The 18,335-nt window shown below is 60.6% G+C and carries 20 protein-coding genes; 9 read left to right on the top strand and 11 right to left on the bottom strand.

Going from position 1 to position 18,335, the window contains the following annotated elements:
• Positions 1–61: 61 nt before the first annotated feature.
• The gene (locus AC0J5Z_RS13100; protein WP_475032775.1) at positions 62–439 is read right to left on the bottom strand and encodes a VOC family protein; all 378 of its coding nucleotides are present in this window, start codon (positions 437–439) and stop codon (positions 62–64) included.
• A 130-nt stretch (positions 440–569) separates the two neighbouring features.
• Here AC0J5Z_RS13100 and AC0J5Z_RS13095 point away from each other — a divergent pair, with 130 nt between their 5' ends.
• Both AC0J5Z_RS13095 and AC0J5Z_RS13090 read left to right on the top strand, forming a co-directional pair.
• Positions 570–959, top strand: coding sequence for a DUF3054 domain-containing protein (locus AC0J5Z_RS13095; RefSeq protein WP_475032773.1), 390 nt, complete (start codon positions 570–572; stop codon positions 957–959).
• A 72-nt stretch (positions 960–1,031) separates the two neighbouring features.
• Complete coding sequence (locus AC0J5Z_RS13090; RefSeq protein ID WP_017197606.1) at positions 1,032–1,310, top strand: Lrp/AsnC family transcriptional regulator; 279 nt, start codon at positions 1,032–1,034, stop codon at positions 1,308–1,310.
• 18 nt (positions 1,311–1,328) lie between these two features.
• Here the strand turns inward: AC0J5Z_RS13090 and trpD are convergent, their stop codons facing one another.
• Positions 1,329–2,387, bottom strand: a complete 1,059-nt coding sequence (trpD, locus tag AC0J5Z_RS13085) for an anthranilate phosphoribosyltransferase (RefSeq protein WP_475032771.1) — start codon at positions 2,385–2,387, stop codon at positions 1,329–1,331.
• A 148-nt stretch (positions 2,388–2,535) separates the two neighbouring features.
• On the opposite strand from trpD, the gene ctaE reads away from it, so the two are divergent.
• The 4 genes from ctaE (at position 2,536) to qcrB (ending at position 6,869) form a co-directional block, all read left to right on the top strand.
• The gene (gene ctaE / locus AC0J5Z_RS13080; protein WP_081589141.1) at positions 2,536–3,174 is read left to right on the top strand and encodes an aa3-type cytochrome oxidase subunit III; all 639 of its coding nucleotides are present in this window, start codon (positions 2,536–2,538) and stop codon (positions 3,172–3,174) included.
• A gap of 88 nt (positions 3,175–3,262) precedes the next feature.
• On the top strand, positions 3,263–4,051 hold the full coding sequence (gene qcrC / locus AC0J5Z_RS13075; protein WP_475032769.1) for a cytochrome bc1 complex diheme cytochrome c subunit: 789 nt from the start codon (positions 3,263–3,265) through the stop codon (positions 4,049–4,051).
• A 96-nt stretch (positions 4,052–4,147) separates the two neighbouring features.
• The gene (gene qcrA / locus AC0J5Z_RS13070; protein ID WP_475032766.1) at positions 4,148–5,218 is read left to right on the top strand and encodes a cytochrome bc1 complex Rieske iron-sulfur subunit; all 1,071 of its coding nucleotides are present in this window, start codon (positions 4,148–4,150) and stop codon (positions 5,216–5,218) included.
• Positions 5,196–6,869 carry a cytochrome bc1 complex cytochrome b subunit gene (qcrB, locus tag AC0J5Z_RS13065; RefSeq protein WP_475032764.1) on the top strand — a complete coding sequence of 558 codons (1,674 nt, stop codon included), beginning with the start codon at positions 5,196–5,198 and terminating at the stop codon, positions 6,867–6,869. Before qcrA ends, qcrB begins: the two co-directional genes overlap by 23 nt.
• A 108-nt stretch (positions 6,870–6,977) precedes the next feature.
• Here qcrB and AC0J5Z_RS13060 read toward each other — a convergent pair whose 3' ends face one another.
• Positions 6,978–7,766, bottom strand: coding sequence for a GntR family transcriptional regulator (locus AC0J5Z_RS13060; RefSeq protein WP_475032762.1), 789 nt, complete (start codon positions 7,764–7,766; stop codon positions 6,978–6,980).
• Between the two features lie 157 nt (positions 7,767–7,923).
• Between AC0J5Z_RS13060 and AC0J5Z_RS13055 the strand changes: the two genes are divergently transcribed.
• Positions 7,924–8,217 carry an HPr family phosphocarrier protein gene (locus AC0J5Z_RS13055; RefSeq protein ID WP_475032760.1) on the top strand — a complete coding sequence of 98 codons (294 nt, stop codon included), beginning with the start codon at positions 7,924–7,926 and terminating at the stop codon, positions 8,215–8,217.
• A gap of 143 nt (positions 8,218–8,360) precedes the next feature.
• On the opposite strand, the gene AC0J5Z_RS13050 is transcribed toward AC0J5Z_RS13055, so the two are convergent.
• The 5 genes from AC0J5Z_RS13050 to AC0J5Z_RS13030 form a co-directional block, all read right to left on the bottom strand.
• Complete coding sequence (locus AC0J5Z_RS13050; RefSeq protein WP_475032758.1) at positions 8,361–8,762, bottom strand: cytochrome c oxidase subunit 4; 402 nt, start codon at positions 8,760–8,762, stop codon at positions 8,361–8,363.
• Complete coding sequence (gene ctaD / locus AC0J5Z_RS13045; protein ID WP_018777684.1) at positions 8,759–10,480, bottom strand: aa3-type cytochrome oxidase subunit I; 1,722 nt, start codon at positions 10,478–10,480, stop codon at positions 8,759–8,761. The genes AC0J5Z_RS13050 and ctaD overlap by 4 nt, the downstream gene beginning before the upstream one ends.
• A 10-nt stretch (positions 10,481–10,490) precedes the next feature.
• Positions 10,491–11,360 (bottom strand): aa3-type cytochrome oxidase subunit II, encoded by an 870-nt coding sequence (gene ctaC, locus AC0J5Z_RS13040; RefSeq protein ID WP_475032756.1) that lies wholly within the window; start codon positions 11,358–11,360, stop codon positions 10,491–10,493.
• Positions 11,361–11,543: 183 nt separating this feature from the next.
• Positions 11,544–11,933: a HesB/IscA family protein gene (locus tag AC0J5Z_RS13035; protein ID WP_144648335.1), complete on the bottom strand. Its 390-nt coding sequence runs from the start codon at positions 11,931–11,933 to the stop codon at positions 11,544–11,546.
• A gap of 162 nt (positions 11,934–12,095) precedes the next feature.
• Positions 12,096–13,529 carry a M20/M25/M40 family metallo-hydrolase gene (locus tag AC0J5Z_RS13030; protein WP_475032754.1) on the bottom strand — a complete coding sequence of 478 codons (1,434 nt, stop codon included), beginning with the start codon at positions 13,527–13,529 and terminating at the stop codon, positions 12,096–12,098.
• 134 nt (positions 13,530–13,663) lie between these two features.
• On the opposite strand from AC0J5Z_RS13030, the gene AC0J5Z_RS13025 reads away from it, so the two are divergent.
• Positions 13,664–14,257 carry a DUF3043 domain-containing protein gene (locus AC0J5Z_RS13025; RefSeq protein WP_475032751.1) on the top strand — a complete coding sequence of 198 codons (594 nt, stop codon included), beginning with the start codon at positions 13,664–13,666 and terminating at the stop codon, positions 14,255–14,257.
• Between the two features lie 72 nt (positions 14,258–14,329).
• Here the strand turns inward: AC0J5Z_RS13025 and AC0J5Z_RS13020 are convergent, their stop codons facing one another.
• Positions 14,330–15,409, bottom strand: a complete 1,080-nt coding sequence (locus tag AC0J5Z_RS13020; RefSeq protein ID WP_475032749.1) for a quinone-dependent dihydroorotate dehydrogenase — start codon at positions 15,407–15,409, stop codon at positions 14,330–14,332.
• A 169-nt stretch (positions 15,410–15,578) separates the two neighbouring features.
• Between AC0J5Z_RS13020 and AC0J5Z_RS13015 the strand changes: the two genes are divergently transcribed.
• The gene (locus tag AC0J5Z_RS13015; RefSeq protein WP_475032747.1) at positions 15,579–16,601 is read left to right on the top strand and encodes an alpha/beta hydrolase; all 1,023 of its coding nucleotides are present in this window, start codon (positions 15,579–15,581) and stop codon (positions 16,599–16,601) included.
• Between the two features lie 117 nt (positions 16,602–16,718).
• On the opposite strand, the gene AC0J5Z_RS13010 is transcribed toward AC0J5Z_RS13015, so the two are convergent.
• Both AC0J5Z_RS13010 and recO read right to left on the bottom strand, forming a co-directional pair.
• Positions 16,719–17,543, bottom strand: a complete 825-nt coding sequence (locus AC0J5Z_RS13010) for an isoprenyl transferase (protein WP_475032745.1) — start codon at positions 17,541–17,543, stop codon at positions 16,719–16,721.
• Between the two features lie 2 nt (positions 17,544–17,545).
• Complete coding sequence (recO, locus tag AC0J5Z_RS13005; protein WP_475032743.1) at positions 17,546–18,298, bottom strand: DNA repair protein RecO; 753 nt, start codon at positions 18,296–18,298, stop codon at positions 17,546–17,548.
• Positions 18,299–18,335 lie beyond the last annotated feature (37 nt).

Below are 18,335 nucleotides of genomic sequence, written 5' to 3'. Positions count from 1 at the left end.
GAAACTACCCGATCGCCGATGTGGCGCCACGCGCCGGGGTGCTGGAGCGGGCAGTTGCTGGTCAGTCCCCCGCTGTGCGGATCCGGCTCACCAAACCCACGGTATTGGCCTCGCTGTCCTCAATGAGGGCCATCCATTCTTCTGAACCGGCCGGCCCCAAAGTGCCGTCCTCATGCGAATAAATCATGTGCGGATCGGCGATGATCCGCACTCCTCGGCGCCGCAGTGCTGCCACGGTTCCTTGAAGGTCTGCCACCTCGAAGTAGATGAGCGATGACGGGGCACCTTCCTCCAGCAGGAGGCGAACCCCGCCAACATCAAAGAACAGGAGACCAGGGGGATCAAAGAGGGCACTCGGCTCAGCGTCCAACAGGGCAGCGTAGAAGGCCGCTGCCCTTTGAAGATCTTCGGCATGCTGGGCAACCTGGACAAATCGCACGGCATCCTCCAAAACTGGGCTGTCATGTGGGCACCTGCCCTCATAGTGGCGGCCCTTCGGACCACACACAAGGGCTGCGGCACGGGAGCCGGCTTCGCGCAGGACGGAAGGCCCCGATAATGTCGGGAGTATGTCTTCACCATCACGATTGTGGATTCCCGCAGCCATTGCCGACCTTTTGCTGATTCTTGCCTTCGCCGCCATTGGCCGCGACGCACACGCCCGCGGAGACATCATCTCGGGGGCTTTCGCCACAGCATGGCCATTCCTGACCGGAGCAGCCATTGCTTGGGTGGTCATGCGTGTGTGGCGAGCACCCTTGGCTGTATGGCCATCCGGGGTGTGCATCTGGATCGGTGCAGTACTGGTGGGAATGCTGCTGAGGGCTGTCACTGGCCAAACCGTAGTTCTGCCTTTCGTCCTCGTGGCCCTGATCAGCCTCGGCGTATTCCTCCTCGGATACCGGGCCCTCGCGGCCTTGCTTCTGCGGGCATCGCACAAGCGGCAACGCCGGGCGTGATCAAGCCGCCGCCCGCGGGAATGCACTAGGCTGGAAATCGTCCGCAACGATGCATTTCCGGAAAGGCCCCACGTGATCACCGCTTTCGTCCTGATCAAGACCGACGCCTCACGCATACCGGAGACCGCCGAACAAATCTCGGCCATCCAGGGCATCAGCGAGGTTTACTCCGTGACCGGCGAGTGGGACCTTATTGCGGTTGCCAGGGTGACCAAGCACGACGAGCTCGCCGATGTGATCGCCGATCGCCTTTCCAAGGTAGCTTCAGTGGTCCACACCACTACCCACATCGCCTTCCGCGCCTATTCACAGCACGACCTGGACGCAGCCTTCGCACTTGGATTCGAGTAACAGCAGGACCGCTGGTCCTCAGCTTTGGCTGAGGGCCGTCCACTTTGCGAGTACTTCGGCAGCCTTGCCGGAGTCAACGGATTCTGCTGCCCGGGCGAAAGCGATGCTCATCCGCTCCTCGAGGCTCCCGTCGGCGTAGAGATCGATTGACACCAATCCCGCCGCGGCATTCAGCAGTACAGCATCACGCACCGGACCCGTCTTACCCTCGAGGATCTCGCGGACTACTGCCGCATTGGCAGCGGCGTCGCCTCCGCGAAGGTCCGCAACCGTCGAAGGGCGGATTCCCAGATCTGCAGGCGAAAACACCTGCTCCCTGACTGCACCGTTCCTGATTTCCCAAACGGTCGACGGTCCTGTGGGGGTCAACTCGTCCAGGCCATCGTCACCACGGAACACCAGGCCCCGGCTGCCGCGGCGGGCCAGCACTCCCGCCACCAACGGCGCCATACGGGCATTGGCTACGCCCACCGCCGAGGCTTGTACGTGCGCGGGGTTAGTCATTGGCCCCAGGAAATTGAAGGCCGTGGGTACAGCCAGTTCACGGCGCGGAACAGCTGTATGCCGGAACGAGGGGTGGAAGACCTGGGCAAAACAAAAAGTGATTCCCGCCTCTTCGGCGTTCCGGGCCACTTGCTCGATCGAAAGATCCAAGCGGACACCCAAGGCCTCCAGAACGTCGGCCGAACCTGAAGTGGACGAAGCCGCCCTGTTGCCGTGCTTCACCACTTTGGCCCCGGCGCCAGCGGCCACGAGCGCGGCCATGGTAGAGATGTTCACGGTGTTCAACCGGTCCCCACCGGTTCCTACGATGTCCAGCTTCTCGCCGGAGATGTCGATCGGATTGGCATGCTGGACCATGGCCTCAACCAGGCCAGCCAACTCTTCGACAGTCTCGCCCTTGGCGCGGAGCGCAACCAGGAAACCGGCGATCTGAGCCGGAGTAGCTTCTCCGGACATGATGGTATTCATGGCCCACTCTGTGTTGCCCACTGCAAGGTCGTCGCCGTTGATCAGTGCAGAGATGAGCCCTGGCCAGGTATTGCTGGCTGCAGGTGCCGATGCCGGAGAAGTCACTCCCTGATGCTATCGAGCCAGCCACGCCGATGACCAATGTGAACGAGGGTGGGAACTTTTCCGCGCGAATTCGCGTCTTTGTAGAAAAAGTCTCCCGAATCGGTGGTTTGCATTGGGAAGTCTGGACTTTTACAGACATAATGTCCTTGTGACATCTGCGACCCATGCCCCCAGTACCCCGGCGCACCCGACGCTGAACCGCCCCAACCTGGTTTCTGTTGGAACCGTTGTTTGGCTGTCCAGTGAGTTGATGTTCTTCGCCGGCCTCTTTGCCATGTACTTCACCCTGCGCTCCACATCCGGAACGATGTGGGCCGAGGAGACGGCCAAGCTCAACTTCCCGTTTGCGCTCGTCAACACCATCGTCCTTGTGGCAAGTTCCTTTACTTGCCAGATGGGCGTCTTTGCCGCCGAGCGGCTGGAGCCGCGCCGTACCGGTGGGCTCCTGCAGTTCACACGTTGGGGCATGACCGAATGGTTCTCCCTCACGTTCGTCATGGGTGCCTTCTTCGTAGCCGGCCAGACCATGGAATACGCCATGCTCGTCTCCGAGCATGTATCCCTGTCGTCCAACGCCTACGGCTCCGCCTTCTACATGACCACGGGCTTCCACGGCCTGCACGTCATTGGCGGCCTGATCGCGTTCCTGTTCATCATTGGCCGCGCGTTCGCAGCCAAGAAGTTCGGACACTTTGAAGCGACGTCCGCGATCGTCACCTCGTACTACTGGCACTTCGTTGATGTTGTGTGGATCGGCCTCTTCCTGGTCATCTACGTCCTCAAGTAAGCCCGGCTTTGACTCTTTTTCTACAAGAGGCAGAATTTCAAGAAGCGGCTCTCGGAGCCGACGCAGGATCGAATAAAGGAACCACCACGTGAAGGCACTCTCGCAGAAGCGACGTCACCCACTGGCAGCCATTGCGCTGTTGCTGATGGGCCTCCTCCTCACTGGTGGGTTGTACGCCGTTGCCACAACTGTCAACCAGGCCAAGGCCGACACCACAAGCTTCAGTGCCAGTGACGTAGAGGAAGGCGGCAAGCTCTTTGCCGCCAACTGCGCCACCTGCCACGGCATGGGTGCCGGCGGAACCCAGGACGGCCCCTCGCTGGTCGGCGTGGGCGCTGCTGCAGTTGACTTCCAGGTTGGCACCGGACGTATGCCCATGCAGATGAGCGGCCCGCAAGCCCAGCAGAAGCCCGCCCAGTTCAATGCGGAACAGACCAAGCAGCTCTCTGCTTATGTTGCATCCCTCGGTGCAGGTCCTGCCATCCCCGAGGAAAGCCTCCTCGACGGCAAGGGGGACGCAGCCAACGGTGGCGAACTCTTCCGCGTCAACTGCGCCATGTGCCACAACGCTGCTGCTGCCGGTGGCGCCCTGACCCGCGGTAAGTTTGCCCCCGCGTTGGCGGGTGTGAGCGCTGAACACATTTACGAAGCCATGGCCACTGGTCCGCAGAACATGCCCGTCTTCAGCGACTCCAACGTCACCCCTGAAGACAAGCGGGACATCATCACCTTCCTGAAGACCATCGAAGCCAACGGATCACCCGGCGGCGCGGATCTGGGCGCGCTAGGCCCGGTATCTGAAGGTCTCTTTGTTTGGGTTGCCGGCTTGGGTGTCATCATCGCTTTCACCATCTGGCTGACGTCCCGCACGTCCTAATCCGGACTAGACAAAACTTCTGCTGCACGGTCAGCAGTTTGAAACTGAAAATAACTCGGCCCCGGCCGAGACAACGAGAGAAGGATGAGGCGAATTATGGGCAACCATAGTGACGGCAGTCCGAACCACTCGGGCACCGTAGCTACGGCTGGTCAGAATGAGGTGGAGAAGTTCCAGGATCCTGGACTGCCTCCGCATCGTTTGCGCCTGGCTGACACGGACCCGGTAGCCGCAAAGCGCGCCGAGCGTCAGGTAGCCATTCTGTTTGGCACCTCTGTAATCGGCACACTGGTGTTCCTGGTGGCATACTTTGCCATCGACTTGGGCGAAAATACCTCGATTGCGACCATCCGCACCCAGAACCTCCTCCTGGGGCTCGGTACGGCGTTCGCAATGCTGGGTATCGGTACAGGAATCGTGCACTGGGCCAAGGCCCTGATGCCCGATCACGAAGTGTCTGAAGAGCGCCACGCTATCCGTACTGAGGAAGATCGCCAGGCAGCCGTCCGTATCGTCGACGATATCGTCGACGAGACCGGCATCAAGCGTCGCCCGCTGATCCGCAACACCCTTCTTGGTGCCGTTGCACTTGCTCCTCTGCCAGCCCTCGCCATCTTCGGCGATTTGGGACCGCGACCGGACGACGCTTTGGCACACACCATGTGGGCTCCCGAAGGCGGCAAGCTCAAACGCTTGACCCGTGACCCCGATGGCACCCCCATCAAGGCATCGGACGTCACTATCGGTTCGGCCTTCCACGTGATCCCGGAAGGCCTCAACGAGCTCCACGAAGGCAAACTGAACGAGAAGGCAAAAGCCGTCGTTCTCCTGATGCGCCTTGATCCGAACTCGTTGAACCCCTCTGAGGGCCGCGAAAACTGGAGCTACAACGGCATCGTTGCTTACTCCAAGATCTGCACGCATGTCGGTTGCCCCGTTGCCCTTTATGAGCAGCAGACGCACCACCTCCTGTGCCCCTGCCACCAGTCCACATTTGACCTCACGCAGGAATGCAAGGTCATCTTCGGACCGGCAAGCCGTCCGCTCCCCCAGCTGCCGATCGCAGTTGACGCAGAGGGCTACCTCGTCGCCACCAGCGACTTCAGAGAACCTGTAGGACCGAGTTACTGGGAGCGTGACGAGCATGAGCGCCTCATCAACAGCTGAAGCCCCCTTCGTTCCGAAGACCAAGGTTGGTAGTTTCACCAACTTCGTGGACGAGCGTGTAGGCGGCTCCGGCATCCTGCGCGAGTTCGGCCGGAAGGTCTTCCCCGACCACTGGTCGTTCATGTTCGGTGAGGTGGCGTTGTATTCCTTCGTCATCCTGCTGCTGTCGGGTACCTTCCTGACCTTCTTCTTCGATCCGTCCATGGCGGAAACCCACTACCAGGGTTCGTACACGCCGCTGTACAACGTCGAAATGTCCGTTGCCTACAGCTCATCGCTGAACATCTCGTTTGATGTCCGTGGTGGCCTGTTTATGCGCCAGGTCCACCACTGGGCAGCACTGTTGTTCGTGGCTTCCCTTGGTGTGCACATGCTGCGCGTCTTCTTCACGGGTGCATTCCGCAAGCCCCGTGAAATGAACTGGGTTGTGGGCGGCGTGCTGCTCATCCTGGCGATGGCTGCCGGCTTCACCGGCTACTCCCTCCCCGATGACCTGCTGTCCGGCAACGGCCTGCGCATCATCGACGGTGTGATCAAGTCCATTCCGGTCATCGGAACGTACACCTCCTTCTTCCTCTTCGGTGGAGAGTTCCCGGGTACGGCCATCATCGGTCGCTTGTATGTCCTGCACATCCTTCTGGTCCCGGCCCTCATCCTCCTGATGATTGTCATCCACCTCTTCATGGTGGTTGTACACAAGCACACCCAGTACCCCGGCCCCGGCCGGAACGACGGCAACGTCGTTGGCTACCCCCTGGGCCCGGTCTACGCAGCCAAGGCCGGTGGATTCTTCTTCATCGTCTTCGGCGTTCTGGCGCTCATGGCAGCGGCCTTCACGATCAACCCGATCTGGAACTATGGCCCCTACGACCCCTCCCCGGTTTCGGCCGGTACCCAGCCTGACTGGTACATCGGGTTCGTCGACGGCGCCCTGCGCCTCATGCCGGGTGTCATCAACGACTTCCATTTCGAATGGGTCGTCTTCGGATACACGCTGACGCTGAACGTCCTGCTTCCGGCCTTGGTACCGGCTGGAATCATCTTCACTGTGCTGTTCATGTACCCCTGGATCGAACGTTGGGTCACCAAGGACAACCGCGAACACCACGTTCTTGACCGCCCACGCAATGCACCCACCCGTACCGCGATCGGTGTTGCAGGCTTCACCTGGTACTGCGTGATGTGGGCAGCGGCAGGTTCCGACCTCATTGCAACCCACTTCCACGTGTCGCTGAACGATGTGACGTACTGGCTGCGGACGCTGTTCTTCATCGGCCCGGTCATCGCTTTCATCGTGACCAAGCGGATTGCATTGGCGCTCCAGCGGAAGGACCGCGAAATTGCACTTCACGGTCGCGAGACGGGCCGCATCGTCCGACTGCCCCACGGTGAGTTCATTGAGGTCCACGCTCCACTGGACGAATACAAGCGGTACAAGCTCGTTGGATTCGAATCGCCTGCTCCCCTGCCGGCCGAACCAAACGAACATGGCGTCGTCACCCGCAAGGAAAAGCGTCGCGCCGCACTCTCCAAGTGGTTCTTCGAAGACCGCGTTGCCCCGGCAACACCCGCGGAACTCGAAGCAGCACACGCTCATGGCCATCACGAAGCCATTGCAGCTGGTGAAGACCAGAAGAGCCTGAGCCACTAGCGCTTAGCACTCAACATAGGAGAAGGGCCCGGTCCACATGGACCGGGCCCTTCTCCTATGTCTATTCCATTTCCCGCAAACGTCCAAGGCTTCCTGACAGCACCGTGACTACTGGGTACGGTACCCCGACGAGTAGTTGCGGGTCGGGCGGATGCCGGGGCGTTGCAAGGGGACCCACAGTTTGTAGCGGTCAGCCCGGTAGTACGAGACAGAGTAGTCCACCATTGCGCGGGCAACGAAAGCGTGTCGCTGGATCTTCAGCAACGGTGACCCGACATCGACGTTCAGGAGTCTGGCCGTTGACGGCGACGCCGCGGTGGCTTCGATCATGTCCTCGCCCCACTCCATGACTAAGCCGAAACGTTCGCTCAGCACGTTGTAGAGCGACGTTGGGGGTGCCTCATCGAGTAGCCCAGGAACCCGATGTGCGGGGATAAAGTTTTCATCCACGCTCATTGGTTCATTATCGGCCAACAGCAAGCGCCTGAATCGCACCAGGGGTGTGCCCTCCTCGAGCTGGAGCTCACGGGCAAGGAAGGCGCTGGCTGCGATCTGTTCAAAGCTCAGGACCTTTGCAGCGGGGACCATGCCACGACGCTGCATCTCCTCGCTGTACGACGTCAGCTTTACTTGCAGATCCAGCTTGGGCTTTCTGACGAAGGTTCCCAGCCCGACGACGCGCTCGATCACTTCTTCACCGACCAATGCATCAATAGCCTGGCGCACTGTCATACGTGCCAGACCGAACCGTTCGGACAGGTCCCGCTCCGATGGAAGGGCTGATCCTGGTGGGCAGGATTGTGCAATGAACGACCGCAGAATTTCGCGGAGTTGAACGTAGATGGGCGTACCACTGCTGCGGTCGATCTCGCCGGCAATCTTTGCTGCCTCAGCCACGGCAGACGTCCAGCAATTGAGTCATGGTTCAAGGATAAATCAGCCGGGCTGGAGGTCTAGACCACTGAAGAAGAATGTGGAACAGGGCCGTCTCCGACGGCTACGCTGGTATGAATCATTTTTCAGACGGAAGATCCGTCGTAGCAAAGGAGCTGGGTTGCCGGAGCAGAAGACCTTCGTTGCCGCCGAAATCGGTTTACACGCACGGGCGGCCGCGGTGTTTGTTCGTGCCGTCACTGAGACAGGCCTGCCGGTAACCATCCGCAAGCAGGACGGCCATCCTGTTGACGCCCGCTCACTGCTTGAAGTCATGACTGAGGATTTTGAGCACGGTTGCGAGGTATTCCTCGCGGTAGCTCCAGACGCACTCAGCGCGGACCAAACGCACCAGCGTGTCGAGAGTGCCCTCCACGCCCTTTCGGCCGTTCTGGAGGGTACGCAGGCCCACTGAGAGGTACCTACGGTAGACCACGGCCCTGACGGACGCTACGGACAGGCCAATACGCCGTGGACTAGCTAAGGGTCCACGGACTCGGACTTAACGACGCTGGGCCCCACCTGGAAGGTGGGGCCCATCTTTTTGTCGCTAATTACTTAGTGGGCGTGATCGCCGCGGCTGTACTCAAAGACCCAGCCAACCAAGGCAATGAGGGCAAGGCCGCCGGCGACGTAGGTCACCCAGAAGCCAATGGCCAAGCCAAGGAATCCACCTGCGCAGGCCAGGCCGAGTACCAGCGGCCACCAGCTCCAAGGGCTGAAGTGTCCCTGCTCGCCAGCACCCTCATGGATCTCCGCGTCAGGACGATCCTCGGGTCGCATACCGATCCGCTTGCCCGTGAAGCCAAGGTAGGCACCGATCATCCCGGCGAGGCCGCCGACGAGGAGGATGCCCAGAACACCAACCCACTCAGACCATTCGGTCAAGAAGCCATATGCGATGGCTACGGGAACGAAGAAGAAGACTCCGGCTCCGAAGAGCCACGATTCAATTTTCATTTGCTGACGTCCCTTTGGTCGGCGTTACCCAGAACTGCTGCTGCGGGCGACGGGGCCTCGGCTGTGTGAACCTGGGCCAACTCCGGGTGGTGAAGGTCCAGAGCCGGGCGCTCGGAGCGGATACGGGGCAAGGAAGTGAAGTTGTGGCGCGGCGGCGGGCAGGACGTTGCCCATTCCAGCGAAGCACCGAAACCCCACGGATCATCAACTTCCACCTTTTTGTTGCTGCGCCAGGTGATGTAGACGTTCCAGAAGAACGGCAGGAGCGATGCACCCAGGACGAAGGAGGAAATGGTGGAGAACTGGTTCATCCACGTGAAGTTATCCTGCGGCATGTAATCGGCGTAGCGACGTGGCATACCTTCAACACCCAGCCAGTGCTGGATCAGGAACGTGCCGTGGAAGCCGAGGAACAGCAGCCAGAAATGGATCTTGCCCAGGCGCTCGTTGAGCATCTTGCCGGTCCACTTGGGCCACCAGAAGTAGAAGCCTGCAAACATGGCGAACACCACTGTGCCGAACACCACGTAGTGGAAGTGGGCGACGACGAAGTAGGAGTCCGAGACGTGGAAGTCCAGCGGCGGGGACGCCAGGATGATGCCGGTGAGGCCACCGAAGAGGAACGTCACCAGGAAGCCGATGCTCCAGAGCATGGGCGTTTCAAAGGTGATGGAACCCTGCCACAGCGTGCCGATCCAGTTGAAGAACTTCACACCGGTGGGAACTGCGATCAGCATGGTCATGAAGGCGAAGAACGGCAGCAGCACTGAACCGGTCACGTACATGTGGTGTGCCCACACGGTCACGGACAGGGCGGCGATGGCGATGGTCGCGTAGACAAGACCCTTGTAGCCGAAGATCGGCTTGCGGCTGAAGACGGGGAAGATCTCGGAAACGATGCCGAAGAACGGCAGCGCGATGATGTACACCTCGGGGTGGCCGAAGAACCAGAACAAGTGCTGCCAGAGGACGGCACCGCCGTTTTCGGGGTCAAAGATGTGGGCACCAAAGCGGCGGTCGGCACCGAGTGCGAACAGAGCAGCTGCCAGCGGCGGGAACGCCATCAGAACAAGGATTGCCGTGACCAGCGTGTTCCAGGTGAAGATCGGCATGCGCCACATGGTCATGCCCGGCGCACGCATGCAGATGATGGTGGTGATGAAGTTGACGGCGCCAAGAATGGTACCGAAACCGGAGAGCGCAAGGCCGAAGACCCAGAGGTCACCACCAACGCCCGGGCTAAACGTAGTGTTCGACAACGGCGCATACGCAAACCAACCGAAGGAAGCTGCACCCTGCGGGGTGATGAAGCCGGACACGGCGATGGTGGAACCGAAGAGGAAGAACCAGAAGGCCAGCGCATTCAGACGCGGGAATGCAACGTCGGGTGCGCCAATTTGCAGGGGCATGATGACGTTGGCGAAGCCAGCGAACAGCGGAGTCGCGAACATGAGGAGCATCACGGTGCCGTGCATCGTGAACATCTGGTTGTACTGCTCTTTGGTCTGCAGGATCTGCATACCGGGCTCGAACAGCTCTGCACGGATCAACAGCGCCATGACGCCACCGAGGCAGAAGAACACGAAGGACGCAATCAGGTACATGTACCCGATGGTCTTGTGGTCAGTGGAGGTGATCCAGTTGACGACGATGCGTCCCTTGGATTTAGGAACTACGGGAGCCTCAAGGGTCCCGGCGGATTGAGTGTAAGTAGCCACGTCGCTCCCCTTACTTTTCGTTCAGGTTCGGATTGCGGTCGTATTCCGCACCGAGCAGGCCCGTGTTGCCATCCTGACGCAGCTTGTCCATGTGGGCCTGGAATTCAGACTCGGAGACAACCTTGACGCGGAAGAGCATTTCGGAGTGGTATTCACCGCAGAGTTCAGCGCACTTGCCATCGAAAGTGCCCTCCTTGGTGGGGGTGAACCTGATGTAGTTCGTCTTCCCGGGAATCATGTCGCGCTTCTGAAGGAAGGCGGGTACCCAGAAAGAGTGGATGACATCGCGGGAGTTCAGCTCCAGGTCCACTGACTTGCCAACGGGCAAGTAGAGGGTGGGGAGGAGTTCCTTATTGACCTCGTTGCCGGTCAGGTGAGCCTGAACGCCGGCCTCATGGAGGTCTTCGTTGATGACTTCACCCTTTTTGTAGTTGAAGTCCCATGCCCACTGCTTGCCACGGACGTCAACAACGACGTCGGCAGGCTGCGAACGGTCATCGATCGCGCGCTGGTCCTGGTCGGTGAAGTAGAAGAACACCAACACCATGAACAGCGGGATGGTCAAGTAGAAGACCTCGAGCGGCAGGTTGTAGCTGAGCTGCTTGGGGAATCCTGTGGTGCCCTTACGGCGACGGTAAGCAATGATGCACCAGACCAGCAGGCCCCACGTGATGATACCGACTGCCAAGGCGGCGATCCATGAGTTGACCCAGAGGTCCATGATCCGGTCAGTGTGGTTGGTCGTGCCGCGCTCTGTAGGCAGCCAACCCTTCTCTACCTCTGGTGAACATCCGGTCAAAACCAACGCGCCGGCTAGTGCCGAGCCAGTGATCGATGTGATCTTTATGCGTCGGCTGCCGGTTCGGTTCTGCGAACTCACAGACGGCCCTTCCTCTTGTTGCTGTCTCCCGGCAGGCCGAAGGCCCACCGGGCACACTAAAAGTTTTACTACCCGATGTAGAGCTTACCGCTATCACGCGGTTTTCGCGCACATGTCAGCGCCGTGGCTCCGAACGGTTTCAAACCCGCGCGAAGGGGCGCCGACATGCGGCGATGGCTCACATCAGTGGAACGAATCGCCGCAGGCGCAAGACCCGCCGGCGTTTGGGTTGTCGATGGTGAAGCCTTGCTTCGAAATGGTGTCCTCGAAGTCGATGCTGGCACCACTGAGGTACGGAACACTCATCTTGTCCACGACGACCTCAACTCCGTCGTAGTCGCGAACAGCGTCTCCGTCGAGCATGCGCTCATCAAAGTAGAGCTGGTAAATCAGGCCGGAGCATCCGCCGGGCTGGACTGCAACGCGCAGCCGAAGATCGGTGCGCCCTTCCTGTTCGAGGAGGCTGCGGACCTTGCCTGCGGCGACATCGGTCAGATTGACCTCGTGCGTGGGCAGTTCGTCGTTGGCGACGACCTGTGCTCCGGTGCTGTTTTCGTTGGTTGCAGTGCTCATTGGCCTACCTTCTTATGAAGCTCCTGGCGGCTGCGCCGGAACGCTGCCTGCCCTTACCCAATTACGTACGGGTTATAGCTAATGCTACGTCGCGCAGACGCTTAGCTATAACTCCTGACGTAACCACACACAGCATTTGGTTGTTCCCGGCGCGCTGCGAAATCAGTCCGCCAGGCCTTCAGCGTTGAGCCGGGCCAGCATTAGCGCCTCTGCCAATACCGCGTGCCGGAAATCTCCTATGTGCAACGATTCGTTGGCACTGTGCGCGCGGGAATCCGGGTCCTCTACCCCTGTCACCAGGATCTGGACGTCCGGATCCATCTCCAAGAGATCGGCTATGAAGGGAATGGAACCACCGATTCCCATTTCTACTGGTGTGACGCCCCACGACTCCCCCAGCGCCCACAGTGCCACCCGCGCTGCAACGGAGGACGTATCGGTGGAGAAGGCATTGCCCCTCTCCCCCGGCGTGAACGTTATCCTGGCACCAAACGGCGCATTGGATTCGACGTGTTGCTTCAGGGCATCCATTGCGGCGTCGGGGTCCTGGCCTGGCGCCAACCGCATGCTGAACTTTGCACGAGCCGCCGGGATGAGGGTGTTGGAGGCAACATCAACTGCCGGCACATCCATACCGATGATGGACAGGGCCGGTTTGGTCCACAGACGCGAAGCGATGGTTCCGCTTCCGGCCAGCCTCACGCCGTCGAGCACTGATGCATCGGCGCGGTAGTCCGCTTCGGTGAGGTCCACAGCTACTTCATCCCGGCCCACAAGGCCGGCCACCGCCACGTTCCCATCATCGTCGTGAAGTGTCGCAATAAGCCGTGACAAGAGAGTCGGGGCATCGAGCACCGGCCCGCCGAACATGCCCGAATGGACGGCATGGTCCAGGACGCGGACTTCAAAAGTGCCGTCCACCAGGCCGCGAAGGCTGGTGGTCAGGGCGGGAACCCCGACCTTCCAGTTACTGGAGTCGGCAACAACAATCACATCTGCCCGGAGAAGTTCCTGGTGCTCCTCAAGGAATGTCCGGAAAGTGGGCGACCCCGCTTCTTCCTCACCTTCGAAGAAGAACGTCACGCCCAGCCCGAAATCTTCCCCTAAGGCCTTGGTGACAGCGGTGTATGCGGCAAGGTGCGCCATGATCCCTGCTTTGTCGTCGGCGGAACCACGGCCGTACAACCGGCCGTCACGCTCTTCGGCCACAAACGGTTCCGAGTTCCAGAGGCTCCGGTCCCCCGGGGGCTGGACGTCATGGTGGGCATAGAGCAAGATGGTCGGCTTGCCTTCGGCGGCAGGTCGACGCGCGACGACGGCAGGACCACCGGGCGTACCGTCGGCCTTGTTGCAGCGAAGGATTCGGACGTCCTCCATGCCGGCTTCCTTAACCAAGGAGGCAACGGCGTCGGCGCTTCGATCCAGTTCCTTGGGATCGAAGCTTGGCCATGCAATGCCCGGAATACTGACCAGGTCTTCCAAGGACGCGAGAGTGGTTTCGAAAGAGTCGTTGACCGCCGCGGTCAGTGCCTCGACCGGGGTGGAGCCGGAGTGCCGTTGCTTGTTCTGCGGGATCTCCGCATGTGCTGAAGTCATGGGCCACACTTTACCGTCGGTGATTCTCGTTCCTCAGCAGGCGCAGCCGGGAGCCAGGGGGCCTCACAGGGGCAAAGGCCTCCAGCAGCCGGACACGTAACGTGCGCCACCTCCTTGAGGGGTATTCTGTATGGGTGTTCGGACGCAAAAAGGAAGAGCCCAGCGCTCAATCAGTAGTTGATCAGGCCTACGCCACTGCACCGGAGCCCGGTGCAGGGAAGGGCGCCCCTACGCCCAAGCGGAAGGACCAGGAAGCGGCCCGCAAGCGCCCATTGGTTCCCAACGACCGTAAGGCCTCCAAGGCAGCGGAAAGGGTAGCCATTCAGGACCAGCGGCAGAAAATGCGGCAGGCTCTGGATACGGGCGACGAGAGGTTCCTGCCCCTTCGCGACAAAGGCCCCCAGAAGCGGTACACGCGTGATTACGTCGACGCACGCTTCAGCCTGGGCGAGTACCTTATGTTCGGCGCATTGCTGTTCGTAGTGATCTCCCTGATCATTCCGCCCACCAGCGCCGGCATCAGCTACGTCCTTATTGGCTTCTGGATCATGTTCCTCGCGGTCTTTGTGGACGTCTTCATCCTGTCGCGCAAGCTTCGCAAGCGTCTGACGGAGAAGTTCGGCGAAGTGGAACGTGGCTCCATCTGGTACGGCTGCATGCGCGCTCTCCAGTTCCGGAAGCTCCGCCTTCCCAAACCTCAGGTAAAGCGCGGGGAATACCCGGCCTGAGCAAACCAAACCTTTAGAAACGAAGAAGACCCTGGACCATATGGTCCAGGGTCTTCTTCGTTGATTCCGTTCTTAGCGGACTGACCTCTTGCGGATCTTCACGAGGCCCTTGTTGATGCGCGAAGCCCAGAACGGGCCTTCGTAGAGGAACGCTGTGTAGCCCTGCACCAGAGTGGCCCCGGAATCCAAGCGGTCCTGAACATCCCGCGGGGTCTCCACGCCACCCACCGCAATGAGCACGAGCTGATCCCCCACCGCGTTCTTGAGCCTGCGCAGCACTTCCAGGGACCGCTGCTTGAGGGGTGCTCCGGACAACCCGCCCGCACCCATTGATTCCACTTTTACGGCGTCCGAGATGAGTCCATCGCGGGAAATCGTGGTGTTGGTGGCAATAATTCCATCAAGTTTCAGGTCCAGCGCAAGCCGTGCAACGTCGTCGATGTCGTCATCGGACAGGTCGGGCGCGATCTTGACCAGCAGGGGAACATGCCTGCCGGCGGCCTCGTCGGCAGCATCGCCGACAGCCCGCAGCAGCGGACGCAGCGTCTCCACGTTCTGCAGCAAGCGAAGCCCTGGGGTGTTGGGAGAGCTAACGTTGACCACCATGTAATCGGCTGCCGGTGCCAGGCTACGGGCACTCACCAGGTAATCCTCGGTAGCGTCGTCGAGCTCAACCACCTTGGTCTTGCCGATATTCACCCCAATAATCGGCCGGACGTCGGGGTGCTGCCGCTGCAAAGCAGCCCGTGCTGACTTGAGCCTCGGCGCGACTGCGGCGGCGCCGTCGTTGTTGAATCCCATGCGGTTGATGACCGCCTTGTCCTCAATCAAGCGGAACAGGCGGGGCTTTTCATTGCCTGGCTGTGCCTGGCCAGTGATGGTTCCCACCTCCACATGTCCGAAACCAAGCTCGGACAAGGCTTCGATGCCGTGGCCCTCCTTGTCGAAGCCTGCCGCCAGGCCGAACGGGGACGGAAAGGTGAGCCCCAGCGCCTCCGTGCGAAGGGACGCATCAGGAGCTGTGATCCTGGCCAGGATCCGGCCGGCGCCGGAACGGTGGGCCGCCCGGATTCCTAGGAAGCCGATCTTGTGGGCCTTCTCGGCATCCATCCAGGAGAAGGCCAACTTAAAGAATGTGGGGTAAACACGCATGGTCCTAGTTTTCCCGCTTACAGACAACTCACCAAACCCGTGACCAACCCTGCCGCTGGCATGTAGGCATCCCTCTGGAAAATCGTGACCCGGATCATGGAAGCAAAAGGTCGCCACACGTCCCTTGGCGGCGCGTGGGGACGCCGCCCCAGGTGTCTAAGCTAAAGCCATGGAGTGGACGGCTGACATCCTGGGAACCGACTTCCAATCCTGTGGCCTTGACGCCACAGGGCCGGATGGCGTGATCAGGCACGCAACCTTGATCCGGCACAGAGTCCAGACCAAGGGCCAGGCTAACGACGACGGCCAGTCACCGCAGAAGCGCTACGGTGCCGTACTTTTCCTGCACGGTTGGAGCGACTACTTCTTCAACACCGAGCTGGCCGGATTCTGGGCGGACCAAGGCTACGATTTTTACGCTCTGGACATGCACAACCACGGCCGGAGCCTTCAGGCCGACATGCCCGGGGGCTACGTTGCGAACCTGACCGACTACGATGCCGAAATTGAAAAAGCCATCGAAATCATTCATCACGATCGCGCCTCCTCAGAGGGGAGCCTGACACTGATGGGCCATTCAACCGGAGGATTGGTGGCAGCGTTGTGGGCAAGCCGCCATCCGGACGAGATCCAATACCTGGTTCTCGACAGTCCATGGCTGGAGATGCACGGCAGTTCGCTGGTGCGGCGCGCAGCACAAGCCATGGTGTCCCCCATCGCAAAGATCCGGCCCGAGACTGTCCTTAGATTGCCGGAGCGGGGCTTCTACTTCCGGAGCATCAGCAGTAGCGCCGAGGGGGAATGGGCCCTGGACGAGAACTATAGACCTCCGCTCGCTTTCCCCGTCCGGGCAGGATGGCTGAGCGCTGTGTTCGCAGGTCATTCGCAGGTGGCCCGCGGTTTGAAGCTGGAGATGCCGGTCCTTGTGCTGACGTCCACCACCAGCGCCAATGGCATGGTGTGGCAGGAATCGATGCGCCGTTCGGATGCCGTACTGGACGTCAGCGTCATCGCCTTGCGGGCCATGGCCTTGGGCAGGACAGTGACCTTGGAACGCATCGACGGAGCCCTTCACGACGTCTTCCTTTCGGCTCCCGCCGTAAGGAAGGACGCATATGCTCGCCTTGCCCGGTGGGTCAACGGATTTATGGACAACAACGAGCCGGAGCATCCGCGGGGAGGGGACACATGACCACCACACAGGAGTCAATATCACTGTGGCAGCCCGACGTAAACGCACGCAAGCTCAACAGACCGGGACGTCGCCGTGTGGCTGGCGGCCTATCCGCACTGAGTTAACAGGTATGTGCTATTTGGCAGCGGGCGCCGCGTCCACGGCCCCTCCGTAGCGCCGGTCACGTTTCGCATAAATCTCGACGGCGTCCCAAAGTGTCCGCCGGTCCACGTCCGGCCACAACGTGTCCATGAAGACGAACTCCGCGTAGGCTGATTGCCACAGCAGGAAATTGGACAGCCTTTGCTCTCCCGAGCTGCGGAGAAAGAGATCCACATCAGGAAGGTCTGGTTCATCCAGATACTTTTGAATGGTCTTCTCCGATACCGATCCCGGCTTCAAGCGGCCAGCGGCGACGTCGTGCGCTATAGCGGAAACGGCGTCCGCAATCTCCGCGCGGCCACCGTAATTAACACACATGGTCAACGTGCAGGTGTCATTCGCTCGGGTGTAGTCCTCTGCCTCTTCCAGCTCTTTGATGACCGATCCCCACAGGCGGGGCCGGCGACCAGCCCAGCGGATACGGACACCCCATTCGTCCAACTGGTTGCGCTGGCGGCGTAGTACATCCTTGTTAAATCCCATGAGGAATCGAACTTCTTCAGGTGACCGGCGCCAGTTCTCAGTGGAGAACGCATACACGCTGACGTACTTGATTCCGAGTTCGATCGCTCCGGCCATGACGTCCAAGAGCGCAGGCTCACCGGCCTTATGCCCCTCTATCCGCGGGAGCCCACGCTGATTAGCCCAACGCCCGTTTCCGTCCATGACTATCGCCACGTGCTGCGGGATGAGCTCACTTGGAATATTCGGCGGCACCGCCCCGGAAGGGTGGCCGTAGGGGGCAACCACGGGGGTGGTCCTTGCCGCTGTTGATTTACTCTTCTTTCCAAGTACCACTGTCAGCTTCGCTCCACGTGTTTGAGAGATTTCAGGGCCCGTTCAAGATGCCACTGGAGGTAACTAGCCACCAAGCCGGCAGCCTCCCGCCTGTGCCGCGGATCCGAAGCATCGGCGACGCTCCAGGTACCCGTCAGCAAGGCACCGAGCAACACCACTGTCTCCGGTGCTGGAGCCGGAGAGCCCGGTGGCCTGCAGTCGCTGCACACCATGCCGCCCGCGGGCGCGGCAAACGCTGTATGAGGACCGGGACGGCCACAACGTGCACAATCGGTAAAGCTCGGCGCCCAGCCACCGGTGGCCAATGCCCGTAAAAGATAAGAATCAAGAATGAGTTCAGGCGGATGGTCCGAACGGCTCAGGGCAGCCAACGCACCCACCAGCAGATTGTATTGGGCAGTCCCTGATTCGGTGTCGGCATCCGTGAGCTTCTCAGCAGTCTCCGTCATGGCTGCAGCCACAGTGAACCGCCCGTAGTCGGCGGCGATACTGCTTCCGTACACGCCCTTCGCCACGGCCTGGGTCACAATGTCCAGGGTCCGGCCGGAGACCAGTTGCAGGTCCGCCACCATGAAGGGCTCCAGACGCGCCCCGAAGCGGCTGCTGGTCCTGCGAACACCCTTGGCAACGGCACGAACCTGGCCATGGTGCTTGGTCAGCAAAGTGATGATTCGGTCCGCCTCGCCCAGCTTATGGGTACGGAGCACCACGGCATCGTCCCGATAGGACCGTGCTGCAAACGACGGATTGGCCACAACTAATCTTCGCACCATGCCTGGGCCCGGCAGTGAT

The sequence above is a fragment of the Paenarthrobacter sp. TRD_SC_7 genome (assembly GCF_056156245.1).
This window is presented reverse-complemented; position numbering and strand designations above follow the sequence as displayed.

What these genes read in the sequence shown, in the direction of transcription:
- qcrA (WP_475032766.1), top strand. Translation starts at nt 4,148, where the DNA reads ATGGGCAACCATAGTGACGGCAGTCCGAACCACTCGGGCACCGTAGCT.
- AC0J5Z_RS13095 (WP_475032773.1), top strand. Translation starts at nt 570, where the DNA reads ATGTCTTCACCATCACGATTGTGGATTCCCGCAGCCATTGCCGACCTT.
- AC0J5Z_RS13020 (WP_475032749.1), bottom strand. Translation starts at nt 15,409, where the DNA reads ATGCGTGTTTACCCCACATTCTTTAAGTTGGCCTTCTCCTGGATGGAT.
- AC0J5Z_RS13030 (WP_475032754.1), bottom strand. Translation starts at nt 13,529, where the DNA reads ATGACTTCAGCACATGCGGAGATCCCGCAGAACAAGCAACGGCACTCC.
- AC0J5Z_RS13015 (WP_475032747.1), top strand. Translation starts at nt 15,579, where the DNA reads ATGGAGTGGACGGCTGACATCCTGGGAACCGACTTCCAATCCTGTGGC.
- qcrB (WP_475032764.1), top strand. Translation starts at nt 5,196, where the DNA reads ATGAGCGCCTCATCAACAGCTGAAGCCCCCTTCGTTCCGAAGACCAAG.
- AC0J5Z_RS13035 (WP_144648335.1), bottom strand. Translation starts at nt 11,933, where the DNA reads ATGAGCACTGCAACCAACGAAAACAGCACCGGAGCACAGGTCGTCGCC.
- AC0J5Z_RS13050 (WP_475032758.1), bottom strand. Translation starts at nt 8,762, where the DNA reads ATGAAAATTGAATCGTGGCTCTTCGGAGCCGGAGTCTTCTTCTTCGTT.